Below are 26,519 nucleotides of genomic sequence, written 5' to 3' on the forward strand. Positions count from 1 at the left end.
GGCCGGGGGCGCGGCCAGCGCGCTCCCGGCTCCTCGCGCGGCATTTCCATTTTCCAGAAGGATCACGATGTGAACGCCATTCTCAAGGCGCAAAACGCCTACGGCTTGTCCAGCCGGCCCATCCGCACGGCGCGCGGCACCGAATACGACGCCGTCGCGCGCATCACCCAAAGGCTCAAGGCCGCCGCCGACGCGCGGCCCGTCGACATGCGCGCGCTCGCGGGCGCGATCGACGAGAACCGCGAGCTTTGGGCCCTCTTCGCCATCGAGGTCGCCGATCCCGGCAACCCTTTGCCCCAGGACCTGCGCGCGCGCCTTTTCTACCTGTCGGAATTCACCACGGCCCATAGCCGCAAGGTTCTGGCCCGGCAGGCTTCGGCAGACGCGCTGATCGAGATCAACACCGCCGTGATGCGCGGCCTGCGCGATGCGGGTGCACCGACGTGAGCGGCCTCGTCCTGAAGCTCGCGCCCAAGGAAAGGGTCCTCGTCAACGGTGCCGTGATCGAGAACGGCGACAAACGCGCGCGCCTGTCCATCGTCACGCCCAAGGCCCATATCCTGCGCCTGCGCGACGCGATCCATCCCGAGGAGGCGACGACGCCCGTGCGCCGCGTGTGCTATCTCGCGCAACTCGTCCTGTCGGGCGACGCGCCCGCCGAAGAGGTACGTCTTCCGCTTTTGCGCCATATCGAGGAGCTCAGCCGCATCATGACGGATCCCGACAGCCGCCGCCATCTCGGCGCCGCGACGCAATCGGTGATCGACGGGCAGTTCTATCATTGCCTCAAGGCGCTGCGCCTCCTTCTGCCGCGGGAGGAGCGCCTCTTGGCGCATTGCTGGCCGTGACGTTCCAGCCCGTTCTTCCGGCGAGCGGCCTCACGGGCTGGAGCTATTTGAGCCGGACGCTCGAGACGCAGACCGACAGCTTCGCGCGAAGCCCGCAGATCCGGCGCGACACCGAGTATTTCCGTGAGGCGATCGAGAGCGTGCGCAGCGCCGAGGCGCTGGTGTCGGACCGGCGGCTGTTGCGGGTGGCGCTGGGCGCCTTCGGGCTGCAATCCGATATCGACAGCCGCGCCTTCATCCGCGCGATTCTCGAAGGCGGCACGGCGGAGCCGGACGCGCTGGCCAACCGCCTCGCCGACACGCGCTACCGCGACTTCGCCGAGGCCTTCGGCTTCGGCAATCCCGGCGGCGCGCTCACCGGCAGCCCGAGCTGGGCGCGGGACATCGTGGCGAAATTCCAGCGCCAGCAGTTCGAGGTCGCGGTCGGCGACCGGGACCAGAGCCTGCGCCTCGCAATGGACGCCCAGCGCAGTCTTCCCGGCATCGCCGAAGGAAGCGTCTCCTCCGAAACGCGCTGGCTACGGATCATGGGCAATCCGCCCTTGCGGCAGGTTTTCGAGACGGCGCTCGGCCTGCCCGCCGGTTTCGCGCAGGCCGACCTCGACACGCAGGTGGCCGAATTCGCGGGCAGGGCGAAACGGCAGCTCGGCATATCGGACCTGTCGGAGCTTGCGGACCCGGCCGCGCAGGAGGCGGTCATCCGGCGCTTCTTGCTGCGCGATCAGGTGGCCGCCTTCGCGCAGCAATCGCCGGGCGCCGTGGCGCTCACGCTTCTTCAATCTGCGCCGAGGCTCTCCTAGGCGCGCGTTGCTCAGGCGCCGATGCCCGCCGCCTCATTGAAGCCTGCCGGGCGCAGCGGGCATCTGCCGCATCCGTCCCCCGGCCTTCGGTGCGGGCGCAACCGATTCTGGGCGCTGGGCCGGAGCGCGGCGCAAGGCGGTTTGCCCGGTCTCCGCCCGGCGCAGGATCAGGGCGAGCCGGTCGAAACTCGATTGAGCGGTATTGGGCTCGCTCTCGGCGAGGAATTGGTCGAGATCGGGCCACGCCTTCACGGCCATGTCGAGCTCGGGATCGCTGCCTGCGGCATAGAGCCCCGCGCGGATCATCGTCGCCGAGCGGTCATGCGCGCCCATCAGGCGGCGGGCGCGGACCAGGATATCGTTCTCCGCCTCCGTCGCCGCGCGCGGCAGACTGCGCGAGACCGAACGAAGCACGTCGATCGCGGGAAAGCGCCCGCGCTCGGCGATCGTGCGGTCCATCACCACATGCCCGTCGAGAACGCCGCGCAGGATGTCCGCCACCGGCTCGTCCATGTCCGAACCCGCGACGAGCACGCTGAAGAGCCCGGTGATGCTGCCCTCCCCCGGGATCCCCGGCCCCGCGCGCTCGCATAGCGACATGATCATGTGCGCCGTCGAAGCCGGATAGCCGCGCAGGCTCGGCATTTCGCCCGCCGCCATCGCCACCTCGCGATGCGCCTCGGCGAAGCGGGTGATCGAATCGGCCAGAAGCAGCACGTCGAGACCTTCTTCGCGGAAATGCTCGGCCACGCTCATCGCCGCCCAGGCGCATCGCCGTCGCACCAGCGCCGATTGATCGGAGGTCGCCGCGACGATCACCGAACGCGCCATGCCCTCGGGGCCGAGCACCGTCTCGACGAAGTCGCGCAACTCGCGGCCCCGCTCACCGATCAGCGCGAAAACCACCACATCCGCCTGCATCCGGCGGCCGAGATGCCCCAGGAGGCTCGACTTGCCGACGCCCGATCCCGCGAACAGCCCCAGCCGCTGGCCGCGCGCGATGGGCAGGAACGTGTTGAAGACGGCGAGCCCCGTCTCGAGCCGCGCCCCGAGCGGCTCGCGCAGCGCGGCCGGCGGCGGCGATGCGCGCAAGGGCCGCTCGCGCGCACCGCGCGGCAGCGCACGGCCGTCGATCGGCCTGCCGAAGGGATCGACGATGCGGCCGAGCCACGCCGCCGATGGCGCGATGCCGGACGCGCCGCGCAAGACCGCGCGATCGCCGAGCGCGACGCCCGTCGGCGCCTCGTCCGGCAGCATGACCGCGCAGCCGCCGGCAAGGTTCAGCACCTCGCCCTCGAGCCACGAGCCATCGCGGCGCATCACGGCGAGCCTGTCGCCGATCCGCGCCGCCTGATCGAGCCCCGCGATCTCGAGCGTCGCGCCGCCTGCGGCGCGAACGCGCCCGACCGCGTGCCTCGGGCTGAGCCCGCCGATCTGCGCCCCGAGCCCCGCCAGACCGGCGGCACCATTATTTCTGCGCATCGCACTCTCCAAAAATCTTCTGAAAACAATTTCTAAAGGAATCACAGTTAATCCTTGGTTGAAGACGACGAGAAAGAAGGCGAGCCGATGTTCGACACCCTCCAGATATTCAGGATGGCCCATGCGATGGCGCAGCATGCGGGCGCGCGGCAGGCGGTCCTGGCGCGCAACATCGCCAATGCCGACACGCCCGGATACGCGGCGCGCGACATCGCGCCCTTCACCGATAGCGTCGGAAGCGGCGCGGGGCAGGCGCTGAAGGCCACGCGCCCCGGTCATCTGTCGGGCGCGTTCGGCGGCCACGCGGCGGACATCCGCATGCGGCACGGCGGCACCGCCGATCCCAACGGCAACTCGGTCGCGCTCGAGCAGGAGATGCTCAAGGCCGTGGACGCCAAGCGTCAGCACGACCGCGCCCTCGCCATCTACAAATCGTCCCTCACCGTTCTGCGCGCCGCCACGGGGCGCCGCTAAAGGAGACCCGAGATGAGTGATTTTTCCGATGCCCTGTCCCTGTCCTCGTCGGGGCTTCAGGCCCAATCCCAACGCCTGCGCCATTTGTCCGAGAACATCGCGAACAGCGACACGCCGGGCTACCGGCGCAAGACCGTGGCCTTCGAGACCGTCCTCAGGGGCGAGACGCCCGGCGCGGTCGAGACGGGGCGCGTGCGGCTCGATCCGGGCGAGCTCGAGCAGATATACGACCCCTCGCATCCGCTCGCCGATGAGAGCGGCACCTATGCGGGCTCGAATGTCGAGCTGGTGATCGAGCTGGCCGACGCGCGCGAGGCGCAGCGCAGCTACGAGGCCAATCTCAAGATGTTCGATCAGGCGCGGCAGATGTCCTCGAGCCTGATGGACCTTCTGCGCCGCTGACTTTCATCCCTCTAAACCGAAAGGACTTCCAGAATGGAACTTTCCGCCCTCGGCGCCGCCGGCCGTTATGCCGCCGCGCGTCCCGCCACCGAACCCGTCTCCGGCAGCGCCTCGGGCCTCGCCGCGAGCCTCGCGCGCGATTTCGCCGCCACCTTGCAGGAAAGCGAGGCGATCTCGACCGCCGCGATGACCGGCGGCGCGGATCCGCACGCGCTGGTGCAGGCGCTCGCCCAGACCGAACTCGCCGTCGAGACCGCTGTGGCTGTCCGCGACAAGGTGGTCGAGGCCTATCAGGAAATCCTTCGGATGCCGGTCTAGGCCGATGCAGAGCGAAGTGATCTTCTACGACACGCTGCGGCAGGGATTGTGGGTGGCCGTGGTCATCTCGGTCCCGATCCTTTCGGTCGCGCTCCTCGCGGGCCTCGTCGTCGGCCTCTTTCAGGCGCTCACGTCGATTCAGGAAATGACGCTCACCTTCGTGCCCAAGCTCGCGGCCATCGTCGCGGTCTTCTGGGTGACGATGGGCTTCATGACGATGGCGCTCGTGTCCTTCTTTCAGGATCGGCTGATCCCGCTCATCATCGGAGGCTGAGCCATGGAAAACGCAGGCTACACCACGCTGACCCGCCAATCGGGCCTCATGCGCGAGATGCAGGTCGTCGCCAACAACATCGCCAACGCGGCGACCACCGGCTATCGGCAGGAGGGTCTGATCTTCGCCGAGCATGTCATGCGCATGGCCGATGGCCCGTCGCTGTCGATGGCCACGGCGAATGTGCGCAACACGTCGATGGTGCAGGGCGCGCTCACCCAGACGAACGGCACGCTCGATTTCGCGATCGAGGGCGACGGCTTCTTCCTGATCGAGACGCCCGCGGGCGAGCGTCTGACGCGGGCGGGCGGCTTCTCCGTCTCGGCGCAGGGCGATCTGGTGACGCATGACGGCTTTCGCGTGCTCGATGCCGGCGGCGCGCCCGTATTCGTGCCGCCGGACGCCGCGAGCCTCGCCGTCTCGCCCGATGGCACGCTCAGCGACGGTGGCCGCCCGCTCGCGCAGATCGGACTGGTCGCGCCCGCCGACCGCTCGAGCCTCGTGCGCGAGGACGGCGTGAGATTCCGCGCCGAGGACGGCTACGAGCCGGCGCAGAACGGGCGCATCCTTCAGGGCTTTCTCGAGGGAGCCAATGTGGACCCCATCGGCCAGATGGCGCGCATGATCGAGATCCAGCGCGCCTACGAGCTGGGGCAGAGCTTCCTCGACAGCGAGGACAGGCGCATCCGCTCGGCGGTGCAGACCTTCATTCAATCCAGATAGGAGATTCCGAAATGCACGCCCTGAAAATCGCCGCCACGGGCATGGCGGCTCAGCAGATGCGGGTCGAGACGATCTCGAACAATCTCGCGAACATGTCCACCACGGGCTACAACGCCCGCCGCGCCGAATTCGCCGACCTGCATTATCAGCAGCTCGCCCGTCCCGGCAGCGTGAACGCCGCCGATGGCACGGTGCTGCCCACGGGCGTGCAACTCGGCCTCGGCGTCCGGCCCGCCGCCGTCTCGGTACATCTGTCGCAAGGCGCGCTCTCGGCGACGAACGGCGATCTCGATCTCGCGATCGAGGGCAATGGCTATCTCGAGGTGCGGCTCCCCTCGGGCGAGACGGCCTATACCCGCGACGGGGCGCTGAAACGCTCCGCCGAGGGCGTGATCGTGACGTCCGACGGCTTTGCCGTCGCACCCGAGATCGTCATTCCGGACGATGCGCGCAGCATCTCGATCAATGGCGACGGCGAGGTCTATGCCTATTTCCAGAACACGCCCGACGCGCAGCTTCTGGGCCAGTTCAGCCTCGCCAATTTCACCAATCCCAAAGGGCTCGAGGCGCGCGGCGGCAACCTCTTCACCGAGACCGAAGCCTCGGGCCCCGCGCTCAGCACGACGCCCGGGCAGGACGGGCTCGGCACGCTGCGCCAGGGCTATCTCGAGGACAGCTCCGTCGATCCGGTGCGCGAGATCACCGAACTGATCGAGGCCCAGCGCGGCTACGAGCTCAATTCCAAGGTGATCTCCGCCGCCGACCAGATGCTCGGCGCGACGACGCAGGTGCGCTGATGAGACGCCTCGCCCTTGCAGCCTGTCTTCTGGCCGCGCCCGCCGCCGCCGATACCGTTCTCGCGGCGCGCACGATCCGCGCCCAGAGCCTCATCCTGCCGCAGGATCTCGTGGTGAAGGATGTCGACGTCGCTGGCGCGATCTCGGACCCCGCCCTCGTCGCCGGGCAGGAGGCGCGCGTCGCGCTCTATGCCGGGCGCCCGATCCGGCCGGGCGATTTCGGCCCGCCCGCGCTCGTCGAGCGCAACCAGATCATCTCGCTCGTCTACGGGGCCTCGGGCCTCAGCATCTCGGCCGAGGGCCGCTCGCTCTCGCGCGCGGGGCCGGGCGAGACGGTGCGGGTCATGAACATGTCGTCGCGGATCACCGTCTCCGGGCAGGTTCTGCCCGACGGCCGCGTTCTCGTTTCCAGATAGGAGGGGCCATGCGTCCTGTTCTCACCGGTGTTTTCCTCTGTCTCGGCCTCGCCGCCTGCGGGCGCGCGGGCCATATCGGCAAGGCGCCCGAATTCACGCCGATCATGGACTCGGCCGAGCATGCCGCGATGTTCAGCCCCGGCCTGCCCGAGACGACCACCTATCGCCGCCAGGCCGATCAGGCCTCGCTCTGGACAGCGGGCCAGCAATCGCTTCTCGGCGATCGGCGCGCGATGAAGCGCGGCGATATCCTGACCGTGGTGATCGAGATCGACGACGAGGCCGAGATCTCGAACTCCACGTCGCGCTCCCGCTCCGGCTCGGAGAGCCTCGGGATTCCCCAGCTTTTCGGCCTGCCGCAGCGGGTGGACGAAAAGCTTCCCGACGGCGCGAGCCTCGCCGATGCCATCTCGATCAACTCGGCCAGCAAATCGGGCGGCGACGGATCGGTCAGCCGCCGCGAGGAACTGACGCTGCGCGTCGCGGCCACGATCATGGAGGTGCTGCCCAACGGGGTCCTCTCGATCCAGGGCAGCCAGGAAGTGCGCGTCAATTACGAGATGCGCGAGCTTCTGGTGACCGGCTACGTGCGCCCCGAGGATATCTCGCGCCAGAACGAGATCACCTACGACAAGATCGCCTCGGCCCGCATTTCCTATGGCGGGCGCGGCCAGATCACCGACATGCAACAGCCGCGCTACGGCCAGCAGGTGCTGGACGCGGTGCTGCCCTTCTGAAAGGCGCGCGATGAAGATCCTCCTCCCCCTGATCCTGCTTCTCCTCGGCATCGGCGGCGGTGTCGGGGCGGGCCTCGCGTTGCGCCCCGCCGCCGATGCGCCCTCGGGCGACGCCGCGCTCTCGGGCGATCCCGGCGCGCCCGAGCCGCCCGCCGAAGCCGAAGAACCTATGGCGCAGCCTGCGGCGGCGCTGGAGGATCACGCGGCGCCCGCCGAATACATCAAGCTCAACAATCAGTTCGTGGTGCCCGTGGTCGAGCGCGGCGCCGTCGAGGCGGTGATGGTCATGTCGCTCAGTCTCGAAGTCGGCCCCGGCGGCGCCGAGGCGGTCTATGCGCACGAGCCGAAACTGCGCGATGTGTTCCTTCAGGTCATGTTCGATCACGCCAACATGGGCGGCTTCGCGGGCGTCTTCACCGACACCGCGCGGCTCGACACGCTGCGCAGCGGCCTCGTCGAGAGCGCCGCAGGCGTCATCGGCCCGGCGGTCAAATCGGTGCTCATTACGGATTTCGTCCGCCAGCCTCTCTGAGGCGCAGGGTCACCGCAAGGCTCTCAAGCCGTTCCGCCTCCCGGCCCAGCGCAGCCTTGCGCCGGGCCGCCTCCGCCTCATCGGCCAGGTGCCGCGCCGCCTCGGCCCGCCCGAAACTCAGGCGCAGCGCGTCGGCCTTCTCGGCCTTGCGCACGAGCACGCGGGCCAGCTCGGTGTTGAGCATGCGGCGCTGCCGTTCGGTCCAGCCACGCCAAAGGATATCGGCGCCGATGGCGCGCGGCGCGGCGAGCAGATCGCCCGGCAAGGCGCGCGCCTCCCGGAGGCGCTCCTCGAGATCGCGTATCGCCGAGCGCAGCGCCTCTTCCTCGCGCAAGATCGCCTGCATCGCCGCAGCAGCGGCCTGATGAGCCGCCTCGAGCGCCTCCCGAAGGCGCGCGAGCTCCGTCACGGGCGCGCCCCGGCCCGGCGACGCATCGCATCCGCAAAGCGGATGGCGGCGGCGACGGCGCGGTAATGATCGGGGTCGATCTGCTCGCCGATCCGCACGGCCGCATAAAGCGCGCGCGCCGTCGGCGGATCGTGCCTGACCGGAACGCCATGTTCGGCGGCGCGGGCGCGGATGGCGAGCGCCATGTGATCGACCCCCTTGGCCACGCAATGCGGCGCAGCGCCCGGCTCGCGGCTCCACTTGAGCGCGACGGCGTAGTGGGTGGGATTGACCAGCACCACATCGGCCTTCGGCACATCCGCCATCATCTGCTCGGACGCGATCCGCGCCGCCCGCGCGCGGCGCTCGCCTTTCATGTGCGGATCGCCCTCCTGCTGCTTGGTCTCCTCGCGCATGTCCTGATGCGACATGCGGTTCTTGCGCAGATGATCGAAGCGCTGCCAGAGGAAATCGATGCCGCCGATGACGAACGCGACAAGGCAGACGACGGCCATGAATTCGATGAGAACCCTTCCCAGAAGCGCGCCGATCCCGCCCGGATCGGCATGAAGCGAGCCTTCGAGCTCGGGCAGCCGCGCCATGAGGAAAAAGCCGAGCACCACCGAATAGACGCCGAGCTTCACCGTGTTCTTGGCGAATTCGAAAAGCCCGCTCGGCCCGAACTTGTTGCGCGCGTTCGAGACAGGGTCGATCCGCGAGAGCTTGGCCGTCAGCTTGGAGGGCGTGAAGACGATGCCGCGCGCGGCGAAAAGCGCGAGCAGCGCGAGCGCCGCCGGCAGCACGAACCACGCGGCAAGCCCGCCGAAGATGCCGGCGATGATTCCTCCTGCGGGCGCGGTCGCATGCCCGGCGAAGATCTGGCGCGCGAGACCATCGGCCTGGTCGATCAGCACCATCAACTCCGTGCTGACGGCTGTGACCGAATAGGCCCCCGCGATCAGCCCGGTCAGAAGAAAACCGCAATAGGCCGCCGCCGCCGTGAGATCCGCAGAGCGCGCCAGCTCGCCCTTCCTGCGCGCCTCGTCGAGCTTGTGCTGCGTCGGCTCGAACGTCTTTTCGGTGTCGTCCTCCTGCTCGGCCATCAGCGAAGACCCAGCGGATTGGCGACATATCCCTGGAAAGCCGCAACCCAGATCCCCAGCATCACCGGCGCCAGCAGGAACAGAAGGACGAGCGCGCCGAGCGTGATGACCGGCGCGCCGACGAAGACCACCATCATCTGCGGCATCGCCCGGTTGATGATCCCCAAGGTCAGGTTGTAGAGCACCGAGATCAGCACGAAGGGTGCGGCGAGGCTGAAAGCCAACGCGAAAGCGCCCGAGACCTGCGCGATGCCCCATTGCGAGACCGCCGCCGCCGAGGGCAGCGCGCCCGGCGCGAAGACGCCGTAGGTCTCGATCATCATGCGCGCGACATCGACATGCAGGTTGAGGATCATCGCGAGCGCGATGCCGCCCATCGTCAGCAGATGCCCGATGGCCGGGAGCGGCGTCGCCCCCGCCGCGCCGAGGATCTGTGCCAGCGAGGTCGCCTGCGCCGCCATCGAGCCCGCTGTCTGGAGCGCCAGAAGAAAAAGGCGCAGCCCGATCCCGAACATGAGGCCGATGGCCGTTTCATTGAGGATGATCCGGTAGAGCGCCGTCCCTTGCGCCGCGCCGATGGGGATGTCGGCGGCGACGGCGGGCGCGACGATCACCGTGAATGCGAGGGCCGCGGCCAGCCGGATGCGAACTGGAATTGTCTGCTCGCCGAAGCCGGGAAAGAGCGCGACGATCGGCCCGATCCGCAGGAACACGATCGCGTGGAGCCAGAGCATGTCCTCGCTCACCTGCAAGAGCTGCGCGAGGCCCGTCATGCCGCGGCGACGCCGACGAGCGAGGGCTGCGCCTCGACCCCGATTTCCTCGAAGGAAAGGACCGGGTTCGAGATGCTGCGCGCCGAGAGAACCGTGCGCAGGAACCGCCGCCGCGCGGTCGAGGTGACGATCGCGGGATAGATGCCCATATCCGCCGCGCGCGCGACCTCGCTCGAGACCGAGCTCGTCAAGGCGTTGAAAAGCTCCGGCGGCAGCGCCACGTCGAGCCGCCGCGCGTCCGTGTCCATCTGGTAGGTGGCGAAGGTATCCTCCCATTCGGGCGCCAGCTGGATGAGGGGCAGCGTGCCATCCGCCCGCTGGAGTGCGGCGACGAGCTGAAAGCCCAGACGCTGGCGGACATGTTCGCAGATCGCCTCGGGGCCCTGCACGATCTGCCGCGCCTCCGCCGTCGCCTCGATGATGAGCGGCAGGTTCCGGATCGAGACCTGCTCGGCCAGCAGAAGCCGCAGCACCGCATGCAGAAGATCGGCGGGCACCCGGTCCGGGATCATCTCGTCCAGAAGCTTGCGATTGGCCTCGGAGCGCGCGGGATCGCCCAGATTCGTCATCTCGTCGAGAAGCCGGCGCATCGCCTTCATCGTCAGAAGGCGGCTGAGATTCCTGCGGATCACCTCGAGCAGATGGGTGGCGAGGATTTCGGTCGGCGCGACGATGGTCGCCCCCGCGAGCGCCGCGCTCTCCTGCGCCTCGACCGATATCCAGCGCGCGGGCGCGCCGTAGACCGGCTCGGTCACTTTCTCGCCGGGCGGCAGGTCGGCGATCGATCCGGGATCGAGCAGCAGCACCTCGTCGAGCCTCAGTTGCGCCTTCCCCTGCTCGACCCCCTGGATGCGGATCACGTAGCTGCCGGGCGGCAGGGCTGGATCGTCGGTCAGCCGGATCTCGGGAAGGATGAGGCCATAGCGCGTGGCGACATGGGTGCGCATGTTGGCGATCCGGGCGTCGAGTCCCGTGCCCGGATCGAGCACAAGATTGACGAGGTCGGGCGCAAATTCGACATGGATGTCGTCGAGCTCGAGAATGTCGCCCAGCGATTTCTCGCGCGGTTTTTCATTGGAAACGGCGGCCTCCGCCGCCGGCGCGGCGCGCGCCTTGCGGTGGCTGAGATACGCGACCGCGCCGAGGCCGGCGGCGCCGATCATGAAGGGCATGAAGGGCAGCCCCGGCACCAGCGCGAACATCGCCATGAGCACCGCGACCGTCGCGAGGGCGGCCGGATGACGCCCGAGCTGCCTCGTCAGCGCAAGGTCGGTCGCGCCCGTTGCGCCCCCGCGCGCGAGAAGGAGCGCGGACGCGATCGAGATGATGACCGCCGGGATCTGCGTGACGAGGCCGTCACCCACCGTGAGTATCGTATAGGTCTCGAAGGCGGTGCCGAGCGGCATGTCATGCACCACGATCCCCATGATGAGCCCCATCACGAGGTTCAGAAGCGTGATGAGCAGGCCCGCCACCGCATCTCCCTTGACGAATTTCGACGCACCGTCGAGCGAGCCGAAAAACGTGGTTTCCTGCTGCTCGCGCTCGCGCCGCTCGCGCGCCTGCGCGTGGTCGATGGCGCCCGCCGACATGTCGCTGTCGATCGCGAGCTGCTTGCCGGGCATGCCGTCGAGCGCGAAGCGTGCGCCGACTTCGGCCATGCGCGCAGCGCCCTTGGTGATGACCATGAAATTGACGATGAGGAGCACACCGAAGACGACCAGCCCCAAAAATACGCTGCCGCTCATCACGAAGCTGGCGAACCCCTCGATCACATCTCCGGCCGCATCGGTCCCGGTATGGCCCTGCCCGATGATGAGCTTGGTCGAGGAGACGTTGAGCGCGAGGCGCAGCATCAGGGACGCAAGCAGAATCGTCGGAAAGGCCGAGAAATCGAGCGGTTTTTCGATGAAGAGCGTGACCGTGAAAATGAGGATGGCGAGCGCGAAGGAGGCGGCGAGGCCGACATCGAGCACCCAGGCTGGCACCGGCAGGATCATCATCACGATGATCGCCATGAGCGCCAGCGCGAGAAGCACTGTCGGCTGGAAGACATCGCGAATAGAGAACTTGCTCATCGCAAGGCCTCGCGGCCCGCGAAGAGCGACAGAAGAACGGTCTCGCCTCCCAGCGGAACGAGCGAGCCGAAGCGCGGCTCGCTGGCGGCGGGTTTGAGGAGGGGATAGGTGTTCGGCGTGGGAGCAGCGTTGTCGCCCGCGGTGCGGAACTGATCGGCTCGCTGCCATTCCAGGCTTTCAGGCAATGCGGCGAGAATCTCGTCGAACCGGGCGCGGTAGCGCGCCGCATGCTCGGGCGTGCGCGAGTGATAGGCGCCCACCGCCGAGGGCCAGTCGCCCGTCTCGTCACGGAGCGACGCGAGAAAACGCGCGGCATAAAGCGCGTTGGCCTCGGGGTCGAACATCTGGTCGAGCGACGCGAAATGCATGCCGTGCCAGCGGTAATTCACCTGAAAGCACCCGACATCGAAGCTTCGCGCCCCCGCGTTATGATCAGCCTGCACGAAGGCCAGCGCGTCGGCGCGCGTGGAAAACCACTTGCCCACGCCTTCCATGTTCACCGTCCAGGGCCATGGCCGGAAGGCGCCCTCGATGCTGCGGCCGGTCTCGCTGCGCGTGATGGCGAGCAGGACCTCGAGCGGCACGTTCGATCTCTCGGCGGCATGCCGAGCGGCGGCATCGCAGAGCCTGGACGTGCTCGCGGCCGCGTTCTTCGGGCAGATGCCCACAATGGTGGAGCAGGCTGCAAAGATGACGGCGAGCAGTCCGGCGCGCATCGGAGCGCTCGGGCGTGCATGCGCGGCGGCCTTGCGCGGCAACGCGGCTTTCTGTGCCAATACTCGATTCCTTCCACATTCTGCAGATCGACTCGAGCCTACGCGCGGTGGGTTTAGAAACCCTTAGCGCGCGCCGCCTTCACTCCGCCGAAGTCGGCACCTGCCGGCTTTGGGCGCGCAGCGCTTCGATCTCGCCCCGCGCGGCCTCGCTTTCTGCGAGCAACGCCGCGCCGCGTTGCAGTTGGCCGGGAAGGGCTTCCTCAGAGGGTGGCAGCGTTCCCGGCGATAGCTCTGCGCTCTGCTCCGCCTCGGAATTCTCCGGCATCTCCGTAGCGCTGCGGACATTCGTGACTGCGGGACCGTCATCCAAGCGCTCCGAGAAACCCGATGCCGCGTCTTCGAAACCGAGTTGCATGAGGCGCGCCGCGATCGCCCCGGCGCGCTCGACCGAGACCCGGCTCCACTCCGCCGCCGGTCGGTTCAACACATGTTTGAGGAAGGTCACGTCGCTCGCGGTCTCGGTGAGCGCCGCGGCGACCGCATCGAACGTGCGCGGCTCGAAGCCGCCTCGCGCCGCCGCTTCGCCGCCGAACAGGGACGACACCGCGTCGTCATGCCGTCCCGACGCGGCGAGTGCGGCGATCCGCGCATTCTCGAGCCGGTCGCCCAAAGGGGTCCCACGATGCTCGACGGCATGGCTTTCGAGCAGCTCCACGAGGTCCGGCTCGATGGCGCTTTCCGTCTCCAGCCGAAGCCAGACGGTCCTTGCCACCGCGTCGGCGCTGAATTCGGAATTGCCCGTGACGATCTCCGCGAGCGTCCCGGAGGCCACGTCAAGCGCGCCGAGCGCCGCCTTGGTTTCGGCCGACGCCATCTTGCGCGCGTCGCTTTCAGGCAGGCGCGCGCGCTCGGCCAGACGCAGCACGCGCGCGGCGTCTTCCGGTCGGCCCTGGCCCGTCAGGATGCCGGCCAGACGCGGAGCCAGCAATTCGCGCAAATGTCCGGGATAGGCCGCGAGCGTGCGAAGCATCGCATCGACATCGGGCGCCTCCTGCGCAGTTCCGGAGCCCGCGAGCGCCGCCCAGAGAGCCGCCGCGCCATCGCAGCCGATCTGACCCACGAACGGCCCTGCCGCGCCCGGCTCGTCCTCGATGATCTGCGCCATCGCCCGGGCAAGTCGGGCCTCAGGGCCTTCGAGTCGCGCGAATTCGATCATCTGCGCCGCCTCGAGCCCGAAGCCGAAATGAAGGTAGAGGCGCGCCGTGCGCAGCGCCGCATCGGGCGAGAGGCGATCGAATTCCCCGGTCAGCGCGGCGCGCGCGTCGGAGAGTTGGCGCCAGAATGGGCCGTCGCCCCCCCAGGACGCGATGTCGATATCGGCATCATCGATGCAGGCGGCGCCCGTTGCCGTCTGCACGCCGCCGCCCGGCGCATCGATGAGATCGAACGCGGTCTGCGTGTCGATGTTGAGATGCGCCGCGAGGACTTCTGGCAGCGTGGGCATCGGCGCAGAGGGCGCGGGCGTCTCGGGCATCCACGCCGACGGGCTATCCTCCACCACGTTCAGAAGCCCCATCGTGGCCGCCTCGGAAATATCCTCCGCGATGCTGGCCCGCGCAGTCTCGACAGCGGCGGCGCTTGGCACATTCGGGGCCGTGTCGATCGGGAGCAAAGGGGCGAGTTGCGCCTCGACCAGATCGTCGGCCACGGTCGTGGAGAGGGCCTGGCTTGGCAGCGGCAAAGCGAGCGGCGACGGCTCTGCGACCGGCTGCGCGGGCGCCTCATCCACGCTCGGCACCTCGCCTTTCACATCGATCACGAGCATGCGCGGCGCATACCAAGCGATCTCGAGATCGCAGCTGCAATTCATGTCGAGCGCGAGGCCCGGCCCCTCCGCCAACGCCTCCACGCGCGCGATGCGCGTGCCCGACATCTTGTCGTAGACCCGCGACAGATCGAGCCGTCCCTTGAAGCCCGCGAGCTCGACCTCGCGCCGGAAGCCGTCCCCCGTAACGCTCCATTCGACGCGGCGGGGAAGATAGAGCACGAGCCGGGTGAAGCCGTCATGCTCTCCCGCGCGCACCGCGGCTTGCTGCGCATGGAGGGGCGGAGCCAGAAAGGCCGTCAGAGCGGCGCAGGCGATCGCAAGCCGGATCTTCATCAGGCGGCATCCTGTTTGAGGGATTTGAGCGCCTCCTCGAGATCGCCGAAGGAGGGCCGGCAATGCGCGGGCGTGTTCTGACGCCCGACCTCGATGCAGATATTGGTCGCGTGATTGTGCAGATTGGCCACGAGCACCTCGCGGATGAGGTGGTAAAAATGCGCATCCTCCTCGACCACGGCCTTCACCTTGGCGGCGAAAGGCCCGACGAGGCCGTAGGCCAGAAAGACGCCGAGGAACGTGCCGACAAGGGCGCCGCCGATCATCTTGCCGAGAATTTCCGGCGGCTGGTCGATCGAGGCCATCGTCTTGATGACGCCAAGCACCGCGGCGACGATCCCGAGGGCGGGCAAACCGTCGGCCATCGTCTGGAGCGCATGGCTCGAATGGAGCGCGTGGGTGAGCGTCGCGTCCATCCGCTTTTCGAGCACCTCCTCGACCTGATGGGGATCGTCGTAGTTCATCGACGCGGAGCGCAGCGTATCGCTGATGAGCGCGACGGCCTCCTTGTCGGCGAGGATACGGGGATACTTGCCGAAGATCGAGGACGCCTCCGGCGCCTCGATATGCTCTTCGATGGCGACGGGGTTCTGCCGGGCGAGGCGCACGAGCTCGAAGAGAAGGCACAGAAGGTCGCGGTAATCGGCCTCTTTCCACTTCGGGCCCTTGAAGACCTTTCCGACATCCTTGAGCGTATGTTTGACACCCGCCATGTCGTTGCTCAACAGGAACGCGCCGGTGGCGGCGCCGCCGATCATCATCAGCTCGAACGGCAGCGCCTTGAGGATGATCCCCAGCTTGCCGCCCGCCATGAGATAGCCGCCGAAGACCATCACGAAAATGACGACGATTCCGATAAGACCGATCATGTTCCACTCCGAAAGACGCGTGCCCCGGCATGTTGGCGGCGCCGGGTTAAGATATGCTGACCGGCGATCCGGCCGGATGCGGGATCACTCTCTGGGCGCGCCGGCGTTGCGCCCGGCCAGCACGACCGAGAACATGTGCGCCGCCTCGGGGCTGAGGCCCGCGAGGATGCCTGCGGCGGCCTCGGGCTTCATGCGGCCGAGAAAGCCCGCCGCGAAGGCGGGATCCATCTCCTCGAAGAGCGCGGCGGCCTGTTTGGGCTTCATCGTCTCGTAGACCTTCGTCAGCCGCTCGACATCGCCGTCCGCCGCCGTGTCGGCGATGGTCAGCGTGCGGCGGAGCTCCTCCTCGGCGGCCCTCAGTTCGGCGAGCTTGGCATCGAGGCGCGCATCCGCCGCCTCGAGCGCACTCTGCCGGCCCGCCATCTCGGCCTCCTGGATTTGGAGCTTGGCCTCGCGGTCCTGAAAGCTCTTGAGCATCGCGTGAAGCTCGTCCTCGCCCGTGCATTCGGGCGCGGCGGCGGCGAGCGAGTCGGCCGGTGTCTCGGACACGCGGGCCCAGGCCTTTCCGGCATCGCCGCCGAGGCGCAGGACGGCCGAGAGCGCAAGAAGGCAGCCGATGATTGCGAGCGCGCCGCGCGATGCGCGCCGACGATTGCGTGGCCGGCTCATTGCGAGCGTCCCGCGGGATCATGGCGCCGAAAGATCGGGCCGAGCGGCGATTTCACCTCGGGAGGCGGCGGCGCAGCTGAGGGAAGATCGTGCATCGAGGCGACCATCAGCTCGAGCCGCTTGGCCGCGGCCTCGGCCCGTTCGGTCAGCGCCTCGAGCGCCTCGCCCGAAGCGCCCGCCGTGCTGCGCGCCGCCTCGAGCGTCTTCGTGAGATCGTCCACCTGCGCGGAAAGCACGGCGACCGCGCCCCCCACCCCCGTCTCGAGATCGTTGAAACGCGCCAGCCTCCGGCCCAGCACGAAGCAATAGAAGGCGGCGCCGAGCGCGCCGGCCACCAGCAGGATATCGGCAATCTGTTCCATGTTCTGTCCTCAATTCAGTACGAATTCCATGATGAGCAGATCCTTGATCCGCCCTTCGCCCGTCACGATCTGCGCGCGGCGCAGCATGTGCGCGCGCAGCCGCAGGAGGGCGGTCTTGTCGGTCAGATCGGCCAGCTCGAGCGCGCGCAGGTAGGAGTTCATCACGTCGACGACGCGCGGCATGAGTAGCTCCACATCGGCGCGGTGGGCGGGCGCCACCTCGAGCTGGGCGCGAAACCTCAGATGCTTGCCGCTCGCGCCGTCGCCGAGCGAGATCACAAGCGGATCGATCGGCACATAGGCGACATCCGGAAGCGCACCCGCGGGGGCATGCGCATCGGGCGCGGCCTCATGCCCCGCGTGCACCGATTCGCCGAGCGGCAGCAGGCCCGACTGCACGGCGAAAAATCCGCCTCCCGCACCCGCCAATGCGAGAATCACCCCGATCAGCAAGGGTTTTTTCGAGCGTTTCGCAGGCGCGTCAGCCGCCTCTTCTTCGGTCTTCGCCATTCCTCGGCCCTCGTTTTCGTCAGGCTCGAACATAACCGGCAGGCACTAACCGATTGTTAAGGCCGATGAGCCAAACATGACCTCACCGTCCGGCAGAACGCGGGGCTTGAGGAGGCAAGGATCTTGCAGAATATCGCGACCCTTTGGACCGCTCTGGATGCGCGCAAGCGCATCGTCATCATTCTGGCCGCGATCGCGATGTTCGCGGCGGTTCTCGGCCTGTCGCGCATGGCGACGACGCCGAGCATGACGCTGCTTTATGCAGGGCTCGAGAGCGGGCCTGCGGGCGATGTCGTGCGCGCGCTGGAGCAGCGCGGCGTGGCCTATGAGGTGCGCGGCGGCGCGATCTTCGTCGAGGCCGGCCAGCGCGACACGCTGCGCATGACATTGGCGAGCGAGGGGCTGCCCAGCAACTCGAGCCAGGGCTACGAGCTTCTGGACACGCTCTCGGGGTTCGGCACCACCTCGCAGATGTTCGATGCGGCCTATTGGCGCGCCAAGGAGGGCGAGCTGGCCCGCACGATCGTCTCGAATCCCGCCATCGCCTCGGCCCGCGTGCATATCGCCAATACCGGCTCGAACCCCTTCCAGCGCGACGTGCGCCCGACCGCTTCGGTCATGATCACCACCGCCGGGGGCGATCTTCCCGCCGCGCAGGCCAAGGCGCTGAAGTTTCTCGTGGCGAGCGCTGTGGCCGGCCTCACGGCCGAGGACGTGTCGGTCATCGACAGCGCGGGCGGCCTCATCGGCGGGGCCGAGGAAGCTCCCTCCGCCCTTGGCGAGGATCGCTCGGAGGCGCTGCGCCAGCGGGTCCAGCGCCTGCTCGAGGCGCGCGTGGGTCCGGGCAACGCCGTGGTGGAGGTCAGCGTCGACACGATCAAGACGACCGAGATGATCCGCGAAACGGTGATCGATCCCGACAGCCGCGTCGCCATCAGCGTCGATACCGAGGAGCGCACGAATTCCGAGGCCGGCGCCGCGGGCGGCGACGTCACCGTCGCCTCCAATCTGCCAAGCGGCGACGCCGCGGCGGATGGCGGCTCGAGCAGCCGCACGAACGAGACGCGCGAGCGCATCAATTACGAGGTTTCGCAGACCGAGCGCGAGGTGACGCAGGCCCCCGGCGCGATCCGGCGGCTGACCGTGGCCGTTCTGGTCAACGGCACGCGCACGCCGGGCGCGGACGGAACGGACACCAATGCGCCCCGGAGCGACGAGGAGATGGCGGCGCTGCGCGATCTCGTCGCCTCCGCCGTCGGCTTCGACGAAGCGCGCGGCGATGTCATCACGTTGAAATCGCTGCAATTCGAGCCACAAGGCGTTCTGGGCACGGCAGCCGAGCCTTCGCTCTGGATGTCGATGGGGCTCGACGTCATGTCGCTCATTCAGGCGGCGGTCCTCGGCCTCGTCGCGCTGGGCCTCGGGCTCTTCGTGATCCGGCCGATCTTGGCTCAGCCACGGATTGGGGCGCCCGCCGCGCTCGAAGCGCCGCGCCGGTCGGCCTCCGCGCAAGCCGCGGCGCCCGCGAGCGATGCGCTCACGGGCGAGATCGACACCTCGGAGATGGACACCGACAGCCTGCCGGTCGTCTCGGGACGCGCCGCCATCGCGGCGGCCACGGACGCGGGCGACGATCCCGTCGCGAGGCTGCGCGGCATGATTTCGGACCGTCAGGACGAAACGGTCGAGATCCTGCGCAGCTGGCTCGAAGGCGAAGAGGAAAACGCGTGATGAGCATATCCCACCTTCTCGAGGATTTCGCGGGCGTGGCCCGAGCGCCGGACACCATAGGCGCCGGCGCCCGCGAGGACGAGCGGATCGAGGCCTTCGAGGAAGGCTACAAGGCTGGCTGGCAGGATGCCGTGAAGGCCGCGAGCGAGGATGGCGAGCGTATCGCGTCGGATTTCGCGGCCAATCTTCAGGATGTCTCCTTCACCCTCGCCGAAGCGCAGCGCGATCTCCTGGGGCAGCTGCGCCCGCTGATGACCGGCATGGTCGAGAAGGTCCTGCCGCGGATGGCGCATCGCACAATCGGCGCGCATGTCGTCGACGCGCTCGAGGACATGGCCCGGACCGCGATGGAGGGGCCCATTCGCCTCGTGACGGCGCCCGGCAATGCCGCCGCGCTCAAGGCGCTCATCGAGGAGCGCGGGCTGGCTGGCGTCACGATCGGCACCGAGCCATCGCTCGGCGACGGGCAGGTTCATATCCGCGCGGGCGACAGAGAGCAGGAAATCGACATGGACGCCGTGCTGAGCCAGATCGACGCCGCGCTGAGCGGCTTTTTCGACGAAGAACTGAAGGAGAGCGCATGATGGATACGAGCCACGACACCCCGATGGACGGCGCGCGCCGCAGCCCGGAGCCGGCGAGCCCCTTTTCCTCGGTTCCGATCGAGATCACGATCTCGGTGGGCAAGGCGCGCCCGCTCATCCGCGATCTGCTCAAACTGGGCCGGGACGCGGTGCTCCCGCTCGACAAGCGCGTCGACGATCCGGTGGAGCTTTACGTCGGCGACCGTCTCATCGCGCGCGGCGAACTCGAGGAGCTCGAGGGCGATCAGAAGGGACAGCTCGCCGTCCGCCTGACCGAGGTGGCCGATCTGGCGGACGGCCTCGCATGACGCGTTTCGCTGCGCTGGCGGTTATCTTGTTCGTGCTCTCCGCCGCACCCGCCGCCGCGCAGGATCTTTCGTTGTCGCTCGGCGAAGGCGGCTCCCTCTCGGCGCGCACCCTGCAACTTCTGGCGCTCATCACGGTGCTGAGCCTCGCGCCGGGCCTCGCCATCATGATCACCTGTTTTCCCTTCATGGTGACTGTGCTCGGCATCCTGCGGCAGGGCATCGGCCTTCAGCAATCGCCGCCCAACATGCTGATCGTGAGCCTTGCGCTCTTTCTTACCTATTTCGTGATGGAGCCGGTCTTCGTCACCGCATGGGAAGAGGGGATCGGGCCGCTCGTGAATGAGACCATGACGCTCGAGACGGCCGTGCCCCGCGCGCTCGAGCCCTTTCGCGCATTCATGGCGGGGCGGCTCGACGGCGATACCTTCGCCGCGATGGCGGCACTCCGGCCCGATGCCGCAGGCATCCTTCCCGGCCCCGACGCGCCGCTTTCGGTGCTGATCCCCAGCTTCCTGCTCAGCGAGATCGCGCGCGCCTTCCAGATCGGCTTTCTGGTCTTTCTGCCCTTTCTCATCATCGATCTGGTGGTCGCCGCGATCCTGATGTCCATGGGCATGATGATGGTGCCCCCCGCCATAGTCTCGCTGCCCTTCAAACTCGCCTTCTTCGTCATCGCCGATGGCTGGTCACTGATCGCCGGCAGCCTCGTGCGCGGGTATTTCTGACACGCCTTGATCGCCCACCACCACCTCGGTCTGCCATTCGGCGCAAAGCGCGGCGAGCGGCGCCTCGAGCGGGCGGTCGGTGAAGAGCATGTCGATCTCGGCCAGGGGGGTGATGCGCGCCGGGGCCGTGCGCTGGAACTTGCCATGATCGGCCACCAGCATGCGGCGACGCGAGCGGCTGAGAATGGCCTGGCTCACGCCCACCTCTTCGACGTCGAAGTCGAGCACATCGCCATCGGGATCTATCGCCGAGCATCCGACGATGCCGATGTCGAATTTGAACTGCGCGATCGACGCCTTGGTGATGTCGCCGATGAGCCCGCCATCGAGCCTGCGGAGTGATCCGCCGGTCACGATCACCTCGCAATCGGGATTCTGCGCGAGGATGTTCGCCACGTTCATGTTGTTGGTGACGACGAGAAGATTGCGATGGTGTATGAGCTCGGCCGCGACCGCCTCGGTGCTGGTGCCGATATTGAGAAAGATGGCGCAATCCTCGGGAATGCGCGCGGCGCAGGCGCGCGCGATGGCGCGCTTGCCCTCGGCGTTGATGCGCCGCCGCTCCTCGTAGCCGATGTTGATCGTGCCCGACGGCAGGACCGCGCCGCCATGAACCCTCTCGATCCGGCCCGCATCGGCCAGATCCGACAGATCGCGCCGGATCGTCTGGAGCGTCACGCCGAAATGCTCGGCCAGATGCTCGACCGTGACCTTGCCGTCCCGCCGCACGAGATCGAGAATTTCGGGATAGCGAATGGTCTGGGACATGACACGATCCAAGCTGGCGCACCGCGCGCGATTGCGCGTTTTTAGCAAGACGGGGCCGAAAAGCGCAGCATTTTCGATGCGACGACGCCGAATCGGGCGGTTTTGACCGCGCTCCTCCCTCTGGACGACCAGGCGCGATCCAGATAAACAATTGACATAGTTCATAAATTCCAAATCGAACAAAACCGAAAACAATGCCTGTTCTTTTCCGCGCCCTTTGCTAATCTGCACGCCAGTTTTCGCGCAGCGCAGGGAGGGGCGGTGACAGTCGGCGACGATATCCAGGATCTGCTGATCATCGGCGGCGGCATCAACGGCTGCGGGATCGCTCGCGACGCCGCGGGGCGCGGTCTGTCGGTCACGCTCGCCGAAATGTCCGATCTCGCCTCCGCCACCTCGTCCGCCTCGACCAAGCTTTTCCACGGCGGGCTGCGCTATCTCGAGTATTTCGAGTTCCGGCTCGTGCGCGAGAGCCTGATCGAGCGCGAGACCCTGCTGCGCGCGATGCCGCATATCTCCTGGCCGATGCGCTTTGTTCTGCCCTACCACAAGGACATGCGCTTCGAGGGCGACACGCCCACGTCCAAGCTTCTCAACCTTGCGATGCCGTGGATGCGCGGACGCCGCCCCGCCTGGCTCATCCGGCTCGGGCTCTTCCTTTACGACCATCTCGGCGGGCGCAAGATCCTGCCCGGGACCGCGACGGTGGATCTGACCTCCGCCCCCGAGGGGCGCGCCTTGCAGGAGCGTTTCGCAAAGGCCTACGAGTATTCCGATTGCTGGGTCGAGGATTCGCGCCTCGTGGTGCTGAACGCGCGCGACGCGCAGGCGCATGGCGCGCGCGTTCTGACGCGCACCCGCGTGACGTCGGCCCGGCAGGAGAACGGCCATTGGGCCGTGACGCTCGAGGACATAAGCACGGGTGCCACCCGCACCGTCCATGCGCGGGTTCTCGTCAATGCGGGCGGGCCTTGGGTGGGCGACGTGATCCGCGACACCGTGCAGTCGCGCAGCACCGACAGCGTGCGTCTCGTGCGCGGCAGCCATATCGTCACCCGGCGGCTTTTCGATCACGAGAAATGCTATTTCTTCCAGGGCACCGACGGGCGCATCATGTTCGCCATTCCCTACGAGGACGACTTCACATTGATCGGCACGACCGATCAGGAACACGAAGACCCCACGACGCCCCCCGTCTGCACGCCCGCCGAGCAGCGATACATGGTAGATTTCGTCAACGCCTATCTCAAGGAGCCGATCTCGACCGAGGATATCGTCTGGACCTATTCGGGCGTGCGCCCGCTTTATGACGATGGCGCCACATCGGCGACGGCGGCGACGCGCGACTATACGTTGAAGGTGGATCGCAGCGCGGGCGCGCCGCTCGTCAACATCTTCGGCGGCAAGATCACCACCTATCGCCGCCTTGCCGAGGGCGCGATGGAGCTGGTGGGCAAGGAGCTTGGCGGCATCAAGCCGGCATGGACCGCAGGCGCGCCCCTGCCCGGCGGAGATTTCGCCGTCTCGGAGGTCGAAAGCCGGATCTCGGGCCTCCTCGGCGCCTATCCCTTCCTGGGCGAGCCCTGGGCGCGCCGCCTTCTGCGCGCCTACGGGACCGAGGCCGAGACTGTGCTGGGGGACGCGAGAAAGGCCGAGGATCTGGGGGAGCATTTCGGCGCGACATTGACCGCCGCCGAGGTGGACTGGCTGATGGATCGCGAGTATGCCCGCACCGCCGAGGACATCCTGTGGCGCCGGACCAAGCTGGGCCTGCGCCTGACGGGGCCTGAGGTCGACGCGCTCGAAGCCTATGTGGCCCGGCGCGCTCCCGCCTCGATCTCGGCCGCGGCGGAATGAGCGGAGGATCATGGCGATGACATTGCAACTGGAAGGCGTGACGCTCGAAGTCGCAGGGCGCACCCATATCCATCCCACCTCGCTCACGCTCGACAAGGGGACGATGAATGTCCTTCTCGGGCCGACGCTCGCGGGCAAGACATCGCTGATGCGCCTGATGGCCGGCCTCGATCAGCCGAGCACCGGCCGCATCTTGTGGAACGGCGAGGACGTGACCGGCCAGCGCGTCCAGGACCGCAAGATCGCGATGGTCTATCAGCAGTTCATCAACTACCCGTCGATGAGCGTCTATGACAACATCGCCTCGCCGCTGCGCCTGATGGGCGTGCCGAAGGCCGAGGTCGATGCCCGCGTGCGCGAGACGGCGGAGCTGATGCAGCTGGGGCCGATGCTGGAGCGCAAGCCGCTCGAGCTTTCGGGCGGCCAGCAGCAGCGCTGCGCGCTCGCCCGCGCGCTCGTCAAGAACGCGGGGCTGGTGCTCCTCGACGAGCCGCTGGCCAATCTCGACTACAAGTTGCGGGAGGAGCTGCGCGCCGAGATCCCGCGCATCTTCGAAGCCTCCGGCGCGATCTTCGTCTATGCCACGACCGAGCCGGAAGAGGCGCTGTTGCTGGGCGGCAATTGCGCGACGCTCTGGGAGGGCCGCGTGACGCAGTTCGGCCCGACCGCGCAGGTCTATCGCCAGCCCGCCGACGCCACCACCGCGCGGGTCTTTTCCGATCCGCCGATGAATTTTCTGACGCTCGAGAAGCGCGGCGCGCGCATGCAGCACGCGGGCACCGAATTCGCGGCGGGCGCGCTGGGGCAATCCTTGGCCGATGGGCGCTACATGGCCGGATTTCGGCCCAATCACCTTTCGCTCGAGCCGCGCGAGGGCGCGATCCGGTTCGACACCGTGCTGAACGTGACTGAGATCACCGGATCGGAGACCTTCGTGCATCTCGACCACGGCGCCGATCGCTGGGTGGGCCTTGTTCACGGGCTGCGCGATCTGCGGGCGGGGCAGGCGCTGCCGGTCTATCTCGATCCGGCGCATGTCTATATCTTCGCCGAAGATGGCGCGCTCGTCGCGCCTGCCAGCTACGCGGAGGCGGCTTGAATGGCCAAGATCACGCTCGACAACCTCGCCCACTCCTACATGGCCAAGCCGAAATCCGAGGATGATTTCGCGCTGAAGGAACTCAACCACGACTGGACCGATGGCGAGGCCTACGCGCTTCTTGGCGCGTCGGGCTGCGGCAAGTCCACGCTGCTCAACATCATCTCGGGCCTCCTGACGCCCTCTCAGGGCCGCGTTCTCTTCGACGGGCGCGATGTGACCCACGCGCCGACCGCCGATCGCAACATCGCGCAGGTGTTCCAGTTTCCGGTCGTCTACGACACGATGACCGTCGAGGGAAACCTCGCCTTTCCGCTGAAGAATCGCGGCCTTCCCGCCGCCGAGATCGCGGCGCGCGTGCGGCAGGTCGCGGCAATGATCGGCATGGAGGACCAGCTATCGCGCAAGGCGCGGGGCCTCACGGCGGACGCCAAGCAGAAGATCAGCCTCGGGCGCGGGATGGTGCGCGAGGACGTGAACGCGCTACTCTTCGACGAGCCGCTCACGGTGATCGACCCGCACATGAAATGGGAGCTGCGCACCCAGCTCAAGAAGCTGCATGCCGATTTCGGTCATACGATGATTTACGTCACGCACGACCAGACCGAGGCGCTGACCTTCGCCGACAAGGTCGTCGTGATGCATGACGGACGCGTGGTGCAGATCGGCACGCCGCAGGAGCTTTTCGAGAGGCCCGCGCACACTTTCGTGGGCTACTTCATCGGCTCGCCGGGGATGAACCTTTTCGACGCGCGGATCGACGGCACGATTGCGCAGGTCGCGGGCGCCACGATAGACCTCGGGCAGGGCTATGCCGCCACGGGCCGCATGCAGATCGGCGTGCGCCCCGAATTCATCACGCTCCATTCGGGCGGCGAGGGCATTCCCGCGCGCGTCACGCGCGTCGAAGATGTGGGCCGCCACAAGATCGTGCGGCTCGACGCGGGCGGCACGCCCGTCAGCGCCATCGCCGGCGAGGGCGAGACGATCCCCGCAGGCACCGACCGCATCCGCTTCGCCCCGGGCGGCATCAACATCTACGCCGATGACTGGCGCGTCGCACCATCCGGGGAGGCCGCATGAACAAGACCGTTAACCAAAAGGCGTGGTTCCTCGTCCTGCCGGTTCTCGTCCTCGTCGCCTTCTCGGCGGTGATCCCGCTGATGACCGTCGTGAATTACTCGGTGCAGGACACGTTCGGGAACAACCAGTTCTTCTGGGCGGGCCTCGACTGGTTCGACGACATGCTCCATTCCGACCGCATGTGGAGCGCGCTCGGCCGGCAGCTCATGTTCTCGGGCATCATCCTCGCCATCGAAATCCCATTGGGGATCTACGTGGCGCTCAACATGCCGAAATCCGGCTTCTGGTCGTCCTTCTGCCTCGTTCTGATGTCGCTCCCGCTGCTGATCCCGTGGAACGTGGTCGGCACGATCTGGCAGATCTTCGGGCGGGTCGATATCGGCCTGCTGGGCCATACGCTCGACGCGCTCGGGATCGATTACAATTACACGCAGAACACCGTGGATGCTTGGGTGACGGTGATCGTCATGGATGTCTGGCACTGGACATCGCTCGTCGCGCTGCTGGCCTTCGCGGGCCTGCGCTCGATCCCCGACGCCTATTACCAGGCGGCCAAGATCGACCAGGCGAGCCGATGGGCCATGTTCCGTTATATCGAGTTGCCGAAGATGGCGGGCGTGCTGATGATCGCGGTCCTTCTGCGCTTCATGGACAGTTTCATGATCTACACCGAGCCCTTCGTCGTCACCGGAGGCGGCCCCGGCAATGCCACCACCTTCCTCAGCATCGACCTCGTCAAGATGGCGCTCGGCCAGTTCGATCTGGGCCCCGCCGCCGCGTTCAGCCTGATGTATTTCCTCGTGATCCTCGTCATTTCCTGGGTGTTCTACACCGTGATGACGACGCTCGACAGACGGGAGGGCTGAGCGATGGTGCGTCCCGCAACACCCGATCTCGCTCCCGATCCCGGCATCACCGCCCCGCGCCGCCGC

32 protein-coding genes are annotated in these 26,519 nt (G+C 67.6%); 20 read left to right on the forward strand and 12 right to left on the reverse strand.

What is annotated here, in order from left to right; all coding sequences use genetic code 11:
- The first annotated feature begins 69 nt into the window (after positions 1-69).
- Genes flaF through ACGRVM_RS14200 form a run of 3 tightly spaced genes read left to right on the forward strand, consistent with a single transcriptional unit; the run spans position 70 to position 1,648 of the window.
- Complete coding sequence (gene flaF, locus ACGRVM_RS14190) at positions 70-447, forward strand: flagellar biosynthesis regulator FlaF (protein WP_377172581.1); 378 nt, start codon at positions 70-72, stop codon at positions 445-447.
- The gene (gene flbT, locus ACGRVM_RS14195; RefSeq protein WP_377172580.1) at positions 444-848 is read left to right on the forward strand and encodes a flagellar biosynthesis repressor FlbT; all 405 of its coding nucleotides are present in this window, start codon (positions 444-446) and stop codon (positions 846-848) included. The genes flaF and flbT overlap by 4 nt, the downstream gene beginning before the upstream one ends.
- Positions 845-1,648 carry a DUF1217 domain-containing protein gene (locus ACGRVM_RS14200; protein WP_377172579.1) on the forward strand — a complete coding sequence of 268 codons (804 nt, stop codon included), beginning with the start codon at positions 845-847 and terminating at the stop codon, positions 1,646-1,648. Before flbT ends, ACGRVM_RS14200 begins: the two co-directional genes overlap by 4 nt.
- Positions 1,649-1,681: 33 nt before the next feature.
- Here the strand turns inward: ACGRVM_RS14200 and ACGRVM_RS14205 are convergent, their stop codons facing one another.
- Positions 1,682-3,130, reverse strand: a complete 1,449-nt coding sequence (locus ACGRVM_RS14205) for a FliI/YscN family ATPase (protein ID WP_377172577.1) — start codon at positions 3,128-3,130, stop codon at positions 1,682-1,684.
- A gap of 87 nt (positions 3,131-3,217) precedes the next feature.
- Here ACGRVM_RS14205 and ACGRVM_RS14210 point away from each other — a divergent pair, with 87 nt between their 5' ends.
- From ACGRVM_RS14210 to ACGRVM_RS14250, 9 genes are read left to right on the forward strand one after another with little or no spacing between them, the layout of a single operon-like run.
- Positions 3,218-3,604 (forward strand): FlgB family protein, encoded by a 387-nt coding sequence (locus tag ACGRVM_RS14210; RefSeq protein WP_377172576.1) that lies wholly within the window; start codon positions 3,218-3,220, stop codon positions 3,602-3,604.
- Positions 3,605-3,616: 12 nt separating this feature from the next.
- Positions 3,617-4,006 carry a flagellar basal body rod protein FlgC gene (flgC, locus tag ACGRVM_RS14215; RefSeq protein ID WP_377172575.1) on the forward strand — a complete coding sequence of 130 codons (390 nt, stop codon included), beginning with the start codon at positions 3,617-3,619 and terminating at the stop codon, positions 4,004-4,006.
- Positions 4,007-4,039: 33 nt separating this feature from the next.
- Positions 4,040-4,324: a flagellar hook-basal body complex protein FliE gene (gene fliE / locus ACGRVM_RS14220; RefSeq protein WP_377172574.1), complete on the forward strand. Its 285-nt coding sequence runs from the start codon at positions 4,040-4,042 to the stop codon at positions 4,322-4,324.
- Between the two features lie 4 nt (positions 4,325-4,328).
- Complete coding sequence (locus ACGRVM_RS14225; RefSeq protein WP_377172573.1) at positions 4,329-4,598, forward strand: flagellar biosynthetic protein FliQ; 270 nt, start codon at positions 4,329-4,331, stop codon at positions 4,596-4,598.
- 3 nt (positions 4,599-4,601) lie between these two features.
- Positions 4,602-5,321 (forward strand): flagellar hook-basal body complex protein, encoded by a 720-nt coding sequence (locus ACGRVM_RS14230; protein WP_377172572.1) that lies wholly within the window; start codon positions 4,602-4,604, stop codon positions 5,319-5,321.
- 11 nt (positions 5,322-5,332) lie between these two features.
- On the forward strand, positions 5,333-6,118 hold the full coding sequence (gene flgG, locus ACGRVM_RS14235) for a flagellar basal-body rod protein FlgG (RefSeq protein ID WP_377172570.1): 786 nt from the start codon (positions 5,333-5,335) through the stop codon (positions 6,116-6,118).
- Positions 6,118-6,534 carry a flagellar basal body P-ring formation chaperone FlgA gene (flgA, locus tag ACGRVM_RS14240; RefSeq protein WP_377172569.1) on the forward strand — a complete coding sequence of 139 codons (417 nt, stop codon included), beginning with the start codon at positions 6,118-6,120 and terminating at the stop codon, positions 6,532-6,534. The genes flgG and flgA overlap by 1 nt, the downstream gene beginning before the upstream one ends.
- 8 nt (positions 6,535-6,542) lie before the next feature.
- A complete protein-coding gene (gene flgH, locus ACGRVM_RS14245; protein ID WP_377172567.1) occupies positions 6,543-7,271 on the forward strand; it encodes a flagellar basal body L-ring protein FlgH in 729 nt (242 codons plus the stop codon).
- A gap of 10 nt (positions 7,272-7,281) precedes the next feature.
- On the forward strand, positions 7,282-7,803 hold the full coding sequence (locus tag ACGRVM_RS14250; protein ID WP_377172566.1) for a flagellar basal body-associated FliL family protein: 522 nt from the start codon (positions 7,282-7,284) through the stop codon (positions 7,801-7,803).
- Here the strand turns inward: ACGRVM_RS14250 and ACGRVM_RS14255 are convergent.
- From ACGRVM_RS14255 to ACGRVM_RS14300, 10 genes are all read right to left on the reverse strand, one after another.
- The gene (locus ACGRVM_RS14255) at positions 7,775-8,212 is read right to left on the reverse strand and encodes a hypothetical protein (protein ID WP_377172565.1); all 438 of its coding nucleotides are present in this window, start codon (positions 8,210-8,212) and stop codon (positions 7,775-7,777) included. The two genes, ACGRVM_RS14250 and ACGRVM_RS14255, sit on opposite strands and share 29 nt — an antisense overlap.
- On the reverse strand, positions 8,209-9,294 hold the full coding sequence (locus tag ACGRVM_RS14260; RefSeq protein ID WP_377172564.1) for an EscU/YscU/HrcU family type III secretion system export apparatus switch protein: 1,086 nt from the start codon (positions 9,292-9,294) through the stop codon (positions 8,209-8,211). Before ACGRVM_RS14260 ends, ACGRVM_RS14255 begins: the two co-directional genes overlap by 4 nt.
- Positions 9,294-10,067 carry a flagellar biosynthetic protein FliR gene (locus ACGRVM_RS14265; RefSeq protein WP_377172563.1) on the reverse strand — a complete coding sequence of 258 codons (774 nt, stop codon included), beginning with the start codon at positions 10,065-10,067 and terminating at the stop codon, positions 9,294-9,296. The genes ACGRVM_RS14260 and ACGRVM_RS14265 overlap by 1 nt, the downstream gene beginning before the upstream one ends.
- On the reverse strand, positions 10,064-12,145 hold the full coding sequence (gene flhA, locus ACGRVM_RS14270) for a flagellar biosynthesis protein FlhA (protein WP_377172562.1): 2,082 nt from the start codon (positions 12,143-12,145) through the stop codon (positions 10,064-10,066). Before flhA ends, ACGRVM_RS14265 begins: the two co-directional genes overlap by 4 nt.
- Entirely contained in the window at positions 12,142-12,921 is a 780-nt protein-coding gene (locus ACGRVM_RS14275; RefSeq protein ID WP_377172561.1) for a transglycosylase SLT domain-containing protein, read from the reverse strand. The genes flhA and ACGRVM_RS14275 overlap by 4 nt, the downstream gene beginning before the upstream one ends.
- Before the next feature lie 79 nt (positions 12,922-13,000).
- A complete protein-coding gene (locus ACGRVM_RS14280; RefSeq protein WP_377172560.1) occupies positions 13,001-15,022 on the reverse strand; it encodes a hypothetical protein in 2,022 nt (673 codons plus the stop codon).
- Entirely contained in the window at positions 15,022-15,891 is an 870-nt protein-coding gene (gene motA, locus ACGRVM_RS14285) for a flagellar motor stator protein MotA (RefSeq protein ID WP_377172559.1), read from the reverse strand. Before motA ends, ACGRVM_RS14280 begins: the two co-directional genes overlap by 1 nt.
- 84 nt (positions 15,892-15,975) lie before the next feature.
- The gene (locus tag ACGRVM_RS14290) at positions 15,976-16,560 is read right to left on the reverse strand and encodes a MotE family protein (RefSeq protein WP_377172558.1); all 585 of its coding nucleotides are present in this window, start codon (positions 16,558-16,560) and stop codon (positions 15,976-15,978) included.
- On the reverse strand, positions 16,557-16,922 hold the full coding sequence (locus tag ACGRVM_RS14295; protein ID WP_377172557.1) for a hypothetical protein: 366 nt from the start codon (positions 16,920-16,922) through the stop codon (positions 16,557-16,559). The genes ACGRVM_RS14290 and ACGRVM_RS14295 overlap by 4 nt, the downstream gene beginning before the upstream one ends.
- Before the next feature lie 9 nt (positions 16,923-16,931).
- Complete coding sequence (locus ACGRVM_RS14300; RefSeq protein WP_377172556.1) at positions 16,932-17,432, reverse strand: flagellar basal body-associated FliL family protein; 501 nt, start codon at positions 17,430-17,432, stop codon at positions 16,932-16,934.
- 123 nt (positions 17,433-17,555) lie between these two features.
- Here ACGRVM_RS14300 and fliF point away from each other — a divergent pair, with 123 nt between their 5' ends.
- The 4 genes from fliF to fliP are packed head-to-tail and all read left to right on the forward strand — an operon-like array spanning position 17,556 to position 20,780.
- A complete protein-coding gene (gene fliF, locus ACGRVM_RS14305; protein ID WP_377172555.1) occupies positions 17,556-19,163 on the forward strand; it encodes a flagellar basal-body MS-ring/collar protein FliF in 1,608 nt (535 codons plus the stop codon).
- Positions 19,163-19,747 (forward strand): FliH/SctL family protein, encoded by a 585-nt coding sequence (locus tag ACGRVM_RS14310; RefSeq protein WP_377172554.1) that lies wholly within the window; start codon positions 19,163-19,165, stop codon positions 19,745-19,747. Before fliF ends, ACGRVM_RS14310 begins: the two co-directional genes overlap by 1 nt.
- Entirely contained in the window at positions 19,747-20,055 is a 309-nt protein-coding gene (locus tag ACGRVM_RS14315; RefSeq protein WP_377172678.1) for a FliM/FliN family flagellar motor switch protein, read from the forward strand. The genes ACGRVM_RS14310 and ACGRVM_RS14315 overlap by 1 nt, the downstream gene beginning before the upstream one ends.
- Positions 20,052-20,780 (forward strand): flagellar type III secretion system pore protein FliP, encoded by a 729-nt coding sequence (fliP, locus tag ACGRVM_RS14320; RefSeq protein ID WP_377172553.1) that lies wholly within the window; start codon positions 20,052-20,054, stop codon positions 20,778-20,780. Before ACGRVM_RS14315 ends, fliP begins: the two co-directional genes overlap by 4 nt.
- Here fliP and ACGRVM_RS14325 read toward each other — a convergent pair.
- Positions 20,742-21,548 carry a DeoR/GlpR family DNA-binding transcription regulator gene (locus ACGRVM_RS14325; protein WP_377172552.1) on the reverse strand — a complete coding sequence of 269 codons (807 nt, stop codon included), beginning with the start codon at positions 21,546-21,548 and terminating at the stop codon, positions 20,742-20,744. The genes fliP and ACGRVM_RS14325 overlap by 39 nt on opposite strands.
- Before the next feature lie 261 nt (positions 21,549-21,809).
- Here ACGRVM_RS14325 and glpD point away from each other — a divergent pair, with 261 nt between their 5' ends.
- Genes glpD through ACGRVM_RS14345 form a run of 4 tightly spaced genes read left to right on the forward strand, consistent with a single transcriptional unit; the run spans position 21,810 to position 26,453 of the window.
- On the forward strand, positions 21,810-23,405 hold the full coding sequence (gene glpD / locus ACGRVM_RS14330) for a glycerol-3-phosphate dehydrogenase (protein ID WP_377172551.1): 1,596 nt from the start codon (positions 21,810-21,812) through the stop codon (positions 23,403-23,405).
- A gap of 16 nt (positions 23,406-23,421) precedes the next feature.
- Positions 23,422-24,504 (forward strand): ABC transporter ATP-binding protein, encoded by a 1,083-nt coding sequence (locus ACGRVM_RS14335; RefSeq protein WP_377172550.1) that lies wholly within the window; start codon positions 23,422-23,424, stop codon positions 24,502-24,504.
- Positions 24,505-25,587 carry an ABC transporter ATP-binding protein gene (locus tag ACGRVM_RS14340; RefSeq protein ID WP_377172549.1) on the forward strand — a complete coding sequence of 361 codons (1,083 nt, stop codon included), beginning with the start codon at positions 24,505-24,507 and terminating at the stop codon, positions 25,585-25,587. It abuts the gene before it with no gap.
- Complete coding sequence (locus ACGRVM_RS14345; RefSeq protein ID WP_377172548.1) at positions 25,584-26,453, forward strand: carbohydrate ABC transporter permease; 870 nt, start codon at positions 25,584-25,586, stop codon at positions 26,451-26,453. Before ACGRVM_RS14340 ends, ACGRVM_RS14345 begins: the two co-directional genes overlap by 4 nt.
- Positions 26,454-26,519 lie beyond the last annotated feature (66 nt).

Source organism: Roseovarius aquimarinus (genome assembly GCF_043661195.1).
GTDB classification, from domain to species: Bacteria; Pseudomonadota; Alphaproteobacteria; order Rhodobacterales; family Rhodobacteraceae; genus Roseovarius; species Roseovarius aquimarinus.